This is a genomic window from Sphingomonas sp. GW821-FHT09B04, from assembly GCF_059418285.1.
Genome location: NZ_JBWKPO010000001.1, coordinates 157,008 through 170,523 on the forward strand (window position 1 = coordinate 157,008; position 13,516 = coordinate 170,523).

The following is a 13,516-nucleotide window of genomic DNA, read 5'->3' on the forward strand; positions in this document are numbered from 1 at the left end:
AATAGTCAGCTGGTCGATCGCGCGCCCCAACCGCCTGCCAGCGCCTTGAACAAGTTGATCTGCGTCGTCGCGATTCCGGCATCGATTGCCGCCAGCTCGGCCTCCGCCTCGGCGAAGCTGCGCTCGGCGTCGAGCAGGACGAGGCCATCGACCTGCCCCTCGCGCTGCTGGGCGCGGACGATCCGCGCCGCCTTCTCCGCCGCGTCGCGCGCCGCCTGAAGCGCGATGCGCCGGTCGAGCGTGCGGGCATAGGCCGACAGCGCGGTTTCGGTCTCCTGCAGCGCGCGCAGCACGGTGCCGTCGAACTCCGCGAGCGCGGCGCGGCTATCAGCTTCCGCACCCGCGACCTGTGCACGCGCGCGCGCGTGATCGGTGAACGACCAGCTGATCAGCGAACCGAGCAGCCAGCGCAGCGGTCCGCCGCCGAACACATCGCCGATATCGGGGCCGGTCGAGCCGATCGACCCGCCAAGCGTCACGCGCGGATAGAGGTCGGCGGTTGCCACCCCGATCCGCGCGGTAGCGGACGCAAGCCGGCGTTCGGCGGCGCGGACGTCAGGGCGGCGCGCGAGCAGCTGCGCACCGTCGCCCACCGGGATCGGCTGGTCGAGCCGCAGCGTCGCGACCCGCTGCGCCGCGATCTGCGGCAGGTCTGCAGGCGCGCGACCGGTCAACGTGGCGAGCCGGAACAAGGCTGCATCACGCTCGGCGGCGAGCGCAGGGATGTCGGCGCGGCGCTGGTTGCGCAGCGTCGCGATCCGCGCGGTGTCGAGGCTGGTGGTCAGCCCGACCTGATGCCGCCGCTCGGTCAATCCCAGCGAACGGTCGAGCAGCGCGACGATCCGCTCGGCCACAGCGATCCGCTCCGCCGTGGCCGCGGCATCGGCATAGGCGCGCGCGGTCTCCGCGGTGATCGCGACGCGCACCGCTTCGACATCGGCCTCCGCCGCGCCGAGATCGCCGCGCGCCGCTTCCACACCGCGCGAGACGCGGCCGAACAAATCGACCTCGTACGCGACGTTGAGACCGGCATCGATCGACCAGTCCTCACGCCGCGCACCCGGCGCACGCTGCCCGGCGGGCGAGCGGCCATAGTCCGCCCCCGCACTGACGCCGACATCCGGCAGCCGGTCGGTCTTCACCTCACGCAGCATCGCACGCGCCTTGTCGAGCCGGGCGACCGCAACGCGGATATCGGTGTTGGCGGCCTGCGCATCGGCGATCAGCTGGTCGAGCACCGGATCGTCATAGAGCTTCCACCATTCGCCCTGCACCGGCGCGAGCGGATCGACCGCAGCGCTGGTCGCAGCGACGAACTTGCCCGCGGCCGCGGACGGCGTCTGGGGAGCGGCATAGTCGGGGCCGGTGGCGCAGGCGGCGAGCGCCAGCGCCGAAGCGGCAGTCATCAGATTGCGAAGCATGGCTTGCTCCTTCTCTTTCTCAGGGTCACTCGGCGGGCTGCACTTCGGCCACCGGAGCTTCGCCGCGAGGACGACGCTTGATCCGGTCGGCGAGCGCGCGGCACGCGACGTAGAAGGTCGGGGTGAAGATCAGGCCGAAGGCGGTGACGCCGATCATGCCGTAGAACACCGCGGTGCCCAGCGCCTGACGCAGCTCCCAGCCCGGACCCGATGCCGTGACCAGCGGCAGCACGCCGAGGATGAAGGCGAAGCTGGTCATCAGGATCGGACGGAGCCGGACCCGTGCCGCTTCGACCGCCGCCTCGAGCGCGGTGGCGCCGCGTTCCTCGGCCTGCTTGGCGAATTCGACGATCAGGATCGCGTTCTTCGCGGCCAGGCCGATCAGCACGATCAGGCCGATTTGCGTCAGGATATTGTTATCCAGCCCCCGGAAATTGACGCCCAGCATTGCGGCCAGCAGCGTCATCGGCACGATCAGGATGATCGAGATCGGCAGCATCAGGCTTTCGAACTGCGCCGCCAGCACCAGGAAGACGAACACCACCGACAGCGAGAAGATCAGCACCGCGATGTTGCCCGCCGCCTTCTGCTGGAAGGCGAGATCGGTCCATTCCGCGGTGAAGCCCTGCGGCAGATCCTTGGCGATCACTTCCATCTTCGCGAGCGCCTGACCGGTGGAATAGCCGGGCGCGGTGTCGCCATCGACCTCGACCGCGGGGAAGAGGTTGAAGCGGGTGACGCGGTACGGCCCGGTGCGGTCCTCGAACGTCGCGACCGCGCCGATCGGCACCATCCCGCCCGCATTGGACTTGGTCTTGAGCAGCGCGATATCGGCCGGGTCGTCACGATATTGGGCATCCGCCTGTGCGGTCACGCGGAAGGTGCGGCCGAGCAGGTTGAAGTCGTTGACGTAGGACGAGCCGAGATAGACCTGCATCGCCTCGAACACGCGGCTCGCGGGGACGCCGAGCATGTCGGACTTGGCGCGGTCGATGTTCGCATAGATGCGCGGGGTCGCGGTGTTGAACAGCGTGAAGACGTTGGCGAGCTCCTTGCTCTTGTGCGCCTCACCGATCACGCCGCCGGCCGCCGCTTCGAGCGCCTGATAGCCGGCGTCGCTGCGGTCCTGCACCATCATACGATAGCCGCCGCCATTGCCGACGCCCTGAATGACGGGGGGCGGGATGACGAAGGTCATCGCCTCGTTGATGTCGGCCAGTGCGGCACGCATGTCGTTCTCGATGTTGAGCTCGGTCCGGTCGGTGCCGGCGCGCTCGGAGAAGGGCTTGAAGGTGACATAGGCCGCCGCGGCGTTCGACGCCTGAGTGCCCGATGCGCCGTCAAAGCCCGAGAACATCACCGCCGCCTCGGTGCCGGGCACCTCGAGCAGCTTCTTCACCGCCTTCTTCAGCACGCGGTCGGTCTCCTCGATCGAGCTGCCCGCGGGCAGCTGGATCGCGGCGAGCGCATAGCCCTGATCCTGCGCGGGGATGAACCCGGCCGGGGTCGAGGTGAAGATCGCGCCGGTCGCGAGGACGAGGCCGGCATAGACAAGGAACATCCGCTTGGGCGCCGTGGCGAAGCGCTGGGTGATGCGGGCATACCAGTCACCGAGGCGATCGAAGTTGCGGTTGAACCAGTTGCCCGCACGCCACACCGCACGCCGCCAGCCGCTGGCCGGTGCCTCTTCCGCCTTGGGGCGGAGCAGCAGCGCGGCGAGTGCAGGCGAGAGCGTGAGCGAGAGGATCAGCGAGATGATCGTGGCGGCCGAGATGGTCACCGCGAACTGGCGGTAGAACTCGCCGGTGATGCCGGTGAGGAAGGTGGTCGGGACGAACACGGCGCACAGCACCAGCACGATCGCGACCAGCGCCGCCGACACTTCGTCCATCGACTTGTGCGAGGCTTCGCGCGGGGTCATGCCGTGTTCGAGGTTGCGCTCGACATTCTCGACCACGACGATCGCGTCGTCGACGACGATGCCGATCGCGAGCACCAGCCCGAACATCGACAAGGTATTGAGCGAGTATCCGAGCGATGCCAGCACCGCGAAGGTGCCGATCAGCGAGACGGGAATGGCGACGATCGGGATGACCGCGGCGCGCCAGCTCTGCAGGAAGACGAGGATGACGAGGACGACGAGCAGCACCGCCTCGAACAGCGTCTTGACCACCGCGTCCATCGATTCGCTGATGAACTCGGTCGGGTTCCAGATGATCCGGTATTCAAGCCCCTTGGGGAAGCTCTTCGACGCTTCGGCAAGCTGCGCCTTGACGCCTTCCGCCGCGGCGAGCGCGTTGGTGCCCGGCCGCTGGGTGATGCCCATGATGATCGAGTCCTGGCCCGAGAGATAGGCGTTCACGCCATAATCCTCGGCACCCAGTTCGACGCGGGCGACGTCGCGGACGCGCGTGATCGCGCCCGAGGCATCGGTGCGGACGATCAGGTCGGCGAACTCGTCGGCGGTCTTGAAGCGGCCCTGCGTCTCGACGCTGAGCTGCTGCGAGGCGCCGGTATCGAACGGCGGCTGGCCGACCGTGCCGGCCGCGACCTGAACGTTCTGCGCACGCAGCGCCGCGACCACCTCACCCGCGGTGAGGCCGAGCGCCGAGGCGCGGCCCGGGTCGATCCACACGCGCATCGCATAGTCGCGCGCGCCGAACACCTGAACGTCGCCGATGCCGTCGACGCGGGTCAGCCGGTCCTTGATCTGGGTCAGCGCATAGTTGGAGACATAGCCACGATCGAGCGAGTTGTCGGGCGACAGCACGTTGACCGCCATCAGCCAGGATGGCGACGTCTTGCGCACCACCACGCCCTGCCGCCGGACTTCCTCGGGCAGGCTCGGTTCGGCGAGCGCGACGCGGTTCTGCACCAGCACCTGCGCGGTATCGAGGTCGGTGCCGAGCTTGAAGGTGACGGTGATCGTCACCCGCCCGTCACCGGTCGATTGCGACGACTGGTAGAGCATGTTGTCGACGCCGTTGATCTGCTGTTCCATCGGCGCGGCGACGGTGTCGGCCACGGTTTCGGCCGAAGCGCCGGGATAATTGGCGCTGACCGTGACCGTCGGCGGAACGACGGCGGGGAATTGCGATACCGGCAGCCCGAAATAGGCAAAGGCGCCGATGATCGTGATGAGGATCGCGATCACGCCCGCAAAGATCGGGCGGCGGATGAAGAAATGACTGAAGCGCATCGGGCAAAGCCTTGGCTGGCTCCGCCCGCAAAGCTGCGGGCGGAGTGGATTTAGTCGGGTGGTGTGCGGCGCGTCAGCGCGCGATAGTTGCCTGTGACGCGGCCGGTTCGCTGACCGCGGCGGGCGGCTGAGCAGCCGGGGTGCGCGACAGTTCGATCTTGCCCGCACGCTCGGTCACCTTGGCGCCCGGCGCGATCATCTGCAGCCCCTGGATCACCACCTTGTCGGTCGGCGCGAGGCCGGCGCGGATGGTGCGCAGGTTGCCGATGCGCGGACCCGGCGTCACTTGCTTCGCCGCCACCGTGCCGTCCTTGCCGACAACGAAGACGACCTTGCGCGCCTGATCGGTGCGAACCGCCGCATCGGGAACCAGCAGCGCACGCTCGGGCGATCCGCCGGTCAGGCGCATATTGCCGAACATGCCGGGGGCGAGGAAGTATTCGGGGTTATCGATCACCGCACGCGCGCGGATCGTACCCGACTGGGCGCTGATCCCGTTGTCGGTGAAGTCCACCCTGCCCTTCCAGTTATAGCCACTCTCGTCCTGCAGTTTGATCTCGACCTGCTGCGCGACACCGCCTGCCTTCGACCGCTCGCGCTGCGCCTTGAGGTAGAGCGCCTCGGAGCTGTCAAAGGTGAAATAGATTGGGTCGAGCGCGTTGATCGTGGTCAGCAGCGTGCCGCCGCCGGCATCGGTGGTGGAGACGAGGTTGCCGGCATCGACGCGGCGGTCCGAGATGCGGCCGGTGATCGGCGCGCGGACCTGCGTGAACTGCACGTCGAGCGCACGGCCACCGACGCGGGCCTGCGCCGCGGCGAGCGAAGCGCGCGCCGCACGGACGCGGGCTGCGAGCCGGTCATAGTCGCTCTTCGACACCGCATCCTCGGCGAGGAGGCGGCTGGCGCGGGCAAGGTCGGCGTCGGCAAGCGCAACGTCGCTCTGCGCCTGTGCGACCCCGGCGCGCGCCTCATTGAGCGAGGCGGCGAAGGGACGCGGATCGATCGTGAAGAGCAGCTGCCCCTTCTGCACGATCGCGCCGTCGGTGAAGTGCACCGCGGTCACCGCGCCCGAGACGCGCGGACGCACCTCGACGCTCTTCGACGCCTCGAACCGGCCGACATGGTCGTCCCATTCGGTCAGGTCGCGCGCCAGCGGGGTGGCGACGGTGACGGTGGGCGGCGGTGGCGCGGCGAGCGCCGGCGCTTCACGGTTGAAGAGGCCGACGCCCGCGCCGATCGCGGCGATGGGCAGGACGAACGCCGACACGCGCTGCCACAGCGGCAGGTCGCGGAAGCGGCGCTTCGTGGTTTCTTCGACGGGTTCGATTCGGGTGATCATGTTCATCGCTGATTGCTCCGGCGCTTGACGCGCGCGCTGACGATGCTGCCCGCGAGCAGCTCGTAATGTTGCAGGGTGAAGCCGGCGGCGACGAAGGCGCGCACGGCGGATTCGGCGACGCGATAGCCATGGTGCCAGGTCAGCACCGCGAGGCGACGGAGCGCCTCGAGCTTCGGGTCGGCGAGCTTGGGATTACGGGTGTCCCCGAAAAGATTGCCGAGCGCGACCGCCATGCGGCTGGGGTTCCGCAGGGTGGAGAGCGGATCGCGCTCGGCAAGTGCGACCACCGACCATTCGAGCGCAGAAAACTGCGCCCGTGCAGCATGGTCGACGGGCTTGGGGGACGGGGAAACGGCGGCGGCAAGCGGGATGCCGGCTTCGGCGAAAGCGAGATAGGCCATGATCGTGTCTCCTCTCTGCGCGCAAGGCGAGCGGCATCAGCCGTCGAAACGCGGTGTTCTGAATAGGATGGCCGGTGGAACGCGTGCCCCCACGCGGCGAAGCACAGGCTCGCCGGGGCAATCACCGGAACTGGATGTCGGATGGACCGGGCGTCAGCGCCCGAAGTCAGTCCTCAGGAAATCGTACATCGCCGCATCGTTTTCCCCTTCGACGCTGGAGGCGCCCCGGGGAGGGTCGCCCATCTTCTATACCACCCGGTATAGAAATCGTGCTGCGCTGCGTCAACTGCTTTCTGTACCGACCGATAGAGATTTCACGATACCGGGGTAAAGCGTTTATTTGGACGGCCAGACCGCCATGCTCGTATCGATCAGGCGCTCGAGATCTTCACGGGTCGCACCCGCGCCCGCCTGCACAGCCATCCCCTGAATGATCGCGTAGAGAAAGCTGGTCAGCCCCTCGACATCGACCGTTCCGGGAAGATCACCTTCGTCCCGTGCACGCTCGAGCCGCGCGACCAAAGCACACCGCGCGACCTTGCCGCGCTCAAGCACTTCCTGACGGATGCATTCGGCTTCCTCGCCGCATGCGACCGAACTGATGACGCCAAGGCAGCCATGCGGCTCGCTCTTGCTGGTCTGGTTCTTCATGCTGCCCTCGAGCAGGTGCCGCGCGACTCCGCGCGCACTGGGCTGCTCGAGCGAGGCGCTGATGTAACAGAGCTTCTCGGCCTCGTAGAGATCGAGCGTCTTGCGAAACAGCGCCTCCTTGTTGCCGAACGCGGCATAAAGGCTGGGGCGGGTGATCCCCATCGCTTCGGTCAGATCGTTGAGCGAGGCGCCTTCATAGCCCTTGCTCCAGAACACGCGAAGCGCCGCGGCGAGCGCGGCATCAACGCAGAATTCCCGCGGTCGGCCCTTGGCGGGGAGGGTAGCAACGCTTTCCATATCGGGCGGTATATAATTCAGTGATACCGGAAACACAACCGCGCATGACGGGTCCATTTCGCCGGGCAGCGGCTGCGCTCGGTCGAGGCGGCGCAGAACTTTGCCGATCGGAGCCGTGGTGACGAAGCTGGCTCGGAATGCCAAGAGGCGATATTTCGTGAACTGGCTAAGCTAGACGGCTCTAATTAGCCGCCCGGTGGCAAGATCGAGAAGGTCAGCCGAGCGCTCGCGGGATCCTTTCCCCGATCGTGTCGATCAGCGAGGACGACCGCTCGTCCGTGCCCGATCCTCGGCAACGACGAATGGATCGGTCGCGTTGGCCTGCGGATCATAATTGCGGTCGATGCGGTTGCGGATGCGGTTCTGCACGCGGTTCTGGATCCGGTTCGCGATCCGCGCCATCGGCTTGACACCCGCTTGCTGCGCAGCGCTGTCGCGCGTCTGGCGTTGCCCGACTTGACCGGCAGCGGATTGCGCAGTGCGACCGGTCGGGTTTGTTTCAAGCGGAGTCTGCTGCCGTTGCTGGACTATGGGCTGTTCGTCGTTCTGACTGCCAGCCGCCGATGTCACGCCAGACGAGCGCACCTGCGCAATCACCGGCGATGTTGCCAACCCTAAGCTCAGGCCGATCAGCATCCGAAAACGCATGCCCATCTCCGTTACGACGCTGGCATCAAGGCGGCCCGATCGATCTGGCCGGACTGGCCTGCAATCGCATCCGACGATCGCGCCATCAAGACTAGCGCCTGTACCGGGCATCCTGCCGGCACGCTGAACGTACCAGTGAAATTGCCGTTCGCGACACCCGAATTCGGCACTTCGACCCGCCCAAGCTCACGTCCGTCCTGGCAGCGCAGTGTCCAATAGGGGAGCGCACCCGCCGGCTGCTCGATCCCGATCGTGTGGCCGCTCAGGCGATAGCTGCCGGGCGGAAGCAGTTGGAGTTGCTGAAGCATCCGTCCGCCGACGCTGGCCGCGGCGGCGAAATCGAAGATGCCGCCCTGAATGCTGGTCGTCAGCCCCGATCCATCGTTGATCGGCGTCCAGTCGAGTTGCGATGGAGTTTCGAGAATGGCGGTAAAACGCGGATCGCGCGACCGGCGGCGGTCGGCACCAGGACGGATCGCTGCATAATAGGACCAAGCGGCTTCCGTCTGGCCTCTCGCGATCAACGCATCCACTGCTCTGGCCCGGGCCATTTCGGGAACCGCAACGCCTGCACGGCGTAAATTGAGGAACAGGGCGGCGGTCGACTTCGGATCGGGTCCTTTGTCGGCGGCGAACCCGATGAAACTCTCGCCCCACATAGGCTTGCCCGCCAGCGTCTTGACCAGCTCGCGCCGGATCTCCGGATCGGCGCTCGCCGACGCCAGCACCGGATAGAGCATTTCACCCAGGTTCGGAAAAACCCGGAGCGTCATGTCGTACTGGCGCAGTGCGCTTGGGATATCCTCCCGCTGGACCGCATCTTCGATCATGAAGAGCTGCGTGCGCAGGTCACGCCGTGACAGCTTTTGGGCGTAGCCGAAATAGTGGCGCGCCGCCGCCTTATCGCCGCGAACGTCGGCATTTATGCCCAACGTCGCCGCCGCGGCGACCGCTGTCGGATCCTGTTGCAACGCATGCTTGGCAAGGACATCGGCACGGGCCCGGTCCTGCGGTGTGGCTTCGAGCCCGGCTAGCGACGTCGCATAGGCAGCGGTGATCCGCCCGTCATAAGGTGCAAGCCGATAGGCCATCGCCGGATCGCGCTTTACCACCACTTGCGAGATGGAAAACGTCACGCTGTAATAGCCAAGCACCACGGCCACCGTGGCCAGGGCAAGGCGCGCCGCCCATTCCTTTGGCGAGCGGCGCGCTAGATCTCGGCGGACAGACATCGACCGACCGCTTACGCCTTTGCGTCCTTGCCGCGACCATAGCCGTAGCCATATTCATAGCCATAGCCATAATGCGCTTTGCGCGCCTGGAACTTGGTGAGCACGCCACCGAAGATACGCGCATTGGCTGCAGCAAGGCGGGCGAGGGCGGTCTTGACCAAACTCGAGCGAATGCCGTGCGATTCCACCGCATAGACGACGCCTTCGACCCGGCTTGCGATCAGTGGCGCATCGGCGAGACCCATGACTGGCGGGCTGTCGATTACGACATGGTCGTAGCGTTCGAGCAGCCGCTCGAGCAGGACGCCCAGGCGATTGCCCGTCAGCAACTCCGCCGCATTGGGCGGGATCGGCCCCGCCGACATCGCCACGAAGCCAAGATCGGCCATCGAGAAAGTCAGCGCGTCGATATTGTCGTCACCAGCCAGGAAGTTGCTTAACCCCTTGTCGTGATCGACACCGCCCAGATGATGGACCGAGGGCGAACGCATGTCGCCATCGACCAGGATGGTGCGCTTGCCGGCACGCGCCAGCATTGTTGCGAGTGCCAGTGCGGTCGTCGACTTGCCCTCTGCAGGGCGCGTCGAGGTGACCGACAGCGACCGAGGCACCCCATGCTCGGTGGTGAAGCCGAGGTTGGTGTTGATCGCAAGATACGCGTCGACCAGGGCCGACTTTCGATCCAGCAATTCGTCGCGCGGCGTGACGCCGTCTGCAACCTTGGGCACCGACCCCAGCAGCGGCAGGCCGAGCCGGCGCTCTACTTCTGCCGGATCGGCGATCGCCTCATCCATCTGTTCGAGCGCAAAAGCAGCGAGCGCGCCAAGTCCGACGCCTGCAAGGAGAGAAACGAGCAGATTGATCAGCAAGCGCGGGCTTGACGGGCGCTTAGGCACATCAGCCGCATCCACAACCGAAATGTTGTTGACGCCAACGCCGCCGGCGACGCCGACTTCCTTATAGCGCTGGAGCAGGCCATCATACAGGGCGCGGTTGGTATCCACTTCCTGCTGATAGATATTGTACTGGATGCTCCGCCGCCGGTTGTCGAGATAGCTTGCCTTTAGCTGGTTGACTCGCGCTTGCAGCGCATTTTCGCGCTGTACGGCTTCGCGATAGTCGGCCTGGACCGATCCGGAAACACGCCCCTCTTCACGGGCAATCGATTGATCAAGCTGATCAATCTGCTTCTGGACCGACTGTGCGACGGGATAGCCTGGCTCAAACTGGACCATCAGCCGCTGATATTCCGCCGCAAGCTCGGCGCGACGCTGACGCAGGTTGTTGATCGCCTGATTGCGCAACGCCTCGGTCGATGCACCGCCGCGCCCGCCCTGCTGCGCACGTGCCTCAGCTTGGATACGCTCGGCCGTCGCCTGTGCGAGCGAGGCGTTGAGGGCGGCAAGATCATCGGCAACGATCGAGCGCTCAACGGTCGTCGCGCCGTTTGTTCCAGTTCCCAGCGCCGGCAGATTAATAATCTGCTGTGCCGAGGCATAGGCGACCAGCTGCCGCTGGCTATTGTCGAGTCGCTCTTTCTGGAGCGTCAACTGGCGCTCGAGCAAATTTCGACCGTAGGATGTCGCCTGAATTTTTCTTTCGAGGTTGGTCTGGATGAAACTCTCGGCCCACGCATTGGCAACGCGAGCTGAGAAACCGGCATCAGAGCTAGTGAAACTTACGTCGACCAGGCGCGACAGACGGGTTGGATTTACGGATACGTTCTGCCGCAAGATTTCTCCTGCGACCCGCTGACGCTCAAGTCGACCGGATGCTGGGTAGCGACCGTTGACAAGGGCGAACGCAGGATTTTCGCTCGCCACTTTAAACAATTCATAGAATTTAGGATCATCCACGAGACGTAATTGTGTAGCAACGCGCTCCGACAGGGCACGCGATTTCAACAACCCATATTGAGTCTGGTAGAACTCTTGATCGAACGCTGTCGCTTCGCGCTCGACGCCCTGGATATCGGCAACCTTGTTCGCCTCGCGTGCAATCTCGACTGTGGTCGTCGCGGTATATTTGGGCGTCATTAGCAAGGTAGCGACCAGCCCAAGCAATACACACGCGACAATCGCACCTAAGATCACCCATCGCCAGCGCAGCGCGATGCGAAGATATTGACGAATGATCGGCGGCTGATCGGCCGCAGGTTGCGGCGATCCGAACGCAGCATGATCGCTCAAGTTCGACGAGACGAGATTCATGGAGGTTCGAAGCCTTACTGTAGGACGGCAATGAGCGGCGCGGCGAGAAGCGGTGCCACCGAAACGAAATCGCGGAACAAGCGCCGCTGCGGCGAATCCCCGACCACGATCACATCGTTAGCGTAGATCGGCGGGTCATCATAAGCCCCGCGACGGATTGCTTCGATGTCATAGAGGCCCGCCATCTTGCGACCTTCCACGGTGCGCAAGATCACCACCTCCTCTGTGCGGGCGAACTCGTTCATGCCCTTGGCCGAAGCGATGGCGCGCAGCAGCGTCATCTGGTTCGTGACCGGATACAGCCCCGGTTCGACGACCTGCCCGTCGATTGTCACCACCTGGCTGACCGAACTCTTGATATTGACGGTAACTTCGGGATTGCGGACATAGCGCCCCCGCAGCGCCGCCTCGACGGTTGCGGCCAGTTCCTGCGCGGTCTTGCCGCGCGCGTCGACCGTGCCGACCAGCGGCATTGCGATGCGACCACTGGCATCGACTTGCATCTCGCGGCTGAGATCGGCGACGTTAAAGACATCAACCTGGATCGTGTCCAGCGGCCCGATCAGCGCCGGTCGATCGGCTGCCGTCAGATCCTGCCGGGTTGGTGCAGGCAGCGTCGCCGTATTATCTACAACGGTTAGTCGATCAGTCGATACGATCGGCTCCCGACGCGCGCACGCAGCCAGTGAAACGACAATCAAAAGGGCAGTACAAAACTTTCGCATGCGCTCGAGAAGCTTCCGGAGAGAGGGGCGGACCGGCTATAGATGCTACGCCGCGCGCGGTAAAGCTAAGCCATCACCGCGCTTCTGGCGATTGCTCAGCCACACGGCAGCAATCGTGCTGATCGCCATGATCAAGGGTGTGCGGGCCGGATAATCAGACAGGCTTGCGACGATTACGAGCAGCAGGATGACGGAGCCAAGTCGTGCCAGGCGATCGCCGTATCGCCACGCTTGCACACTCGCCCAAACCCACCAGGACAACCCGACAGCCAAGAGCGCCAAGCCAGCCACGCCAGCATCAAGCACCACTTCAAGGAAATCATTATGCGCATGATTGAAGTATGTCGGCTTCAGTAGCGCGAACGGTTCATGCAAACGAAACACCGAATCGAACCCGCCCAGGCCAAAACCCATGGGGAAATAGGTGGCGATCGCATTTAATACGATTGGCAACCCCCTGCTACGCATGTCCTGCCCAACCTCTGTTGCCAACAGACGCTCGACTGATACCGCACGATCCGCAGCTACGCTGAATAACAGGAAGGTCGCCACGACTGCCACGACCCCGCCGATCACGGCAGGAAACATCCAGCGTGAACGCCCCCGCAAAACCCGCCGCAGATCGCGTCCGGCCAGCAGCAAGGCCAAGACGAGTGCGCCACCCCCCAACAGAAGTCCCGCTCGGGAGCCTGTCGCCAAGATAGTGAGGGCCGAAAGGGCAACGATGCCCAGTGCGATCGGCGCTAGTCGGCGGGACCATTTCGGATGGGAAAATGCCCAGACCGGCGCTGTCACGCAGGTGATCGCCAGGAACAACGCAAAGTGATTCCGGTTGGCAAAAAATCCGCCAACCTCTCCTGGCGTATCGTTCACAAAAGGATTGCCAAGGCCCGCACCAGAAAACTGGAGAAGCCCCGCCAGCAGCGAAAGGCCAGACAGGACAATAAGGATCGTTGGAAGCCATCGACCCTCTTCATCGCGCATTCTCGCCATCAGGAGCAGAACGGCTATCGGAATAATGAGCGAAGCAGCCGCGTTGATTGCCGCGCCTGGACTCGTAGCCCATGGTTGCCACAACGGCGCGTCTACCAGACCCGATATTTCAGCAAGCTCGCCCCGAGCAGCAAAAGCCCGCCACCAATCGAGCGGCAAGGGGATCAACTGAAGCAGCGCAAGCGCCAGAGCGGCGAGCAGGATGCGGCCCGGTGCCGACATCGCCACTGCGGCGTCGTGCCGGGTGAACAGCGCGCAGATTAACAGCGCAGTCCAGGCCCCACCGCGCACGATGGCCTGACCCAGAACATCGGGACGCGATGCTCCACCGGCCAGCAATAGAAGCGCCAGAAACGCCACCAGCAGCATGAATGACAGGCTCGGACGGGATATCCGGGCC

Annotated in this window: 10 protein-coding genes; all 10 read right to left on the bottom strand. The window is 64.9% G+C overall.

From position 1 onward, the window contains the following. Positions 1-5 precede the first annotated feature (5 nt). On the bottom strand, positions 6-1,421 hold the full coding sequence (locus AC07NK_RS00660; RefSeq protein ID WP_495168641.1) for an efflux transporter outer membrane subunit: 1,416 nt from the start codon (positions 1,419-1,421) through the stop codon (positions 6-8). 25 nt (positions 1,422-1,446) lie between these two features. Next, positions 1,447-4,620, bottom strand: a complete 3,174-nt coding sequence (locus AC07NK_RS00665) for an efflux RND transporter permease subunit (RefSeq protein ID WP_495168642.1) — start codon at positions 4,618-4,620, stop codon at positions 1,447-1,449. Between the two features lie 73 nt (positions 4,621-4,693). Beyond that, positions 4,694-5,965 (bottom strand): efflux RND transporter periplasmic adaptor subunit, encoded by a 1,272-nt coding sequence (locus AC07NK_RS00670; protein ID WP_495168643.1) that lies wholly within the window; start codon positions 5,963-5,965, stop codon positions 4,694-4,696. Next, positions 5,962-6,360 (bottom strand): hypothetical protein, encoded by a 399-nt coding sequence (locus AC07NK_RS00675; protein ID WP_495168644.1) that lies wholly within the window; start codon positions 6,358-6,360, stop codon positions 5,962-5,964. Before AC07NK_RS00675 ends, AC07NK_RS00670 begins: the two co-directional genes overlap by 4 nt. Positions 6,361-6,696: 336 nt before the next feature. Beyond that, the gene (locus tag AC07NK_RS00680; protein ID WP_495168645.1) at positions 6,697-7,308 is read right to left on the bottom strand and encodes a TetR/AcrR family transcriptional regulator; all 612 of its coding nucleotides are present in this window, start codon (positions 7,306-7,308) and stop codon (positions 6,697-6,699) included. Positions 7,309-7,563: 255 nt separating this feature from the next. After that, positions 7,564-7,944 carry a hypothetical protein gene (locus tag AC07NK_RS00685; RefSeq protein ID WP_495168646.1) on the bottom strand — a complete coding sequence of 127 codons (381 nt, stop codon included), beginning with the start codon at positions 7,942-7,944 and terminating at the stop codon, positions 7,564-7,566. A 23-nt stretch (positions 7,945-7,967) separates the two neighbouring features. Continuing rightward, on the bottom strand, positions 7,968-9,119 hold the full coding sequence (locus AC07NK_RS00690; RefSeq protein WP_495168647.1) for a tetratricopeptide repeat protein: 1,152 nt from the start codon (positions 9,117-9,119) through the stop codon (positions 7,968-7,970). An 80-nt stretch (positions 9,120-9,199) separates the two neighbouring features. Beyond that, positions 9,200-11,398 carry a GumC family protein gene (locus AC07NK_RS00695; protein ID WP_495168648.1) on the bottom strand — a complete coding sequence of 733 codons (2,199 nt, stop codon included), beginning with the start codon at positions 11,396-11,398 and terminating at the stop codon, positions 9,200-9,202. Between the two features lie 14 nt (positions 11,399-11,412). Further along, positions 11,413-12,099: a polysaccharide biosynthesis/export family protein gene (locus tag AC07NK_RS00700; RefSeq protein WP_495168649.1), complete on the bottom strand. Its 687-nt coding sequence runs from the start codon at positions 12,097-12,099 to the stop codon at positions 11,413-11,415. Positions 12,100-12,168: 69 nt separating this feature from the next. Further along, entirely contained in the window at positions 12,169-13,485 is a 1,317-nt protein-coding gene (locus AC07NK_RS00705; RefSeq protein WP_495168650.1) for an O-antigen ligase family protein, read from the bottom strand. Between the last annotated feature and the right edge of the window lie 31 nt (positions 13,486-13,516).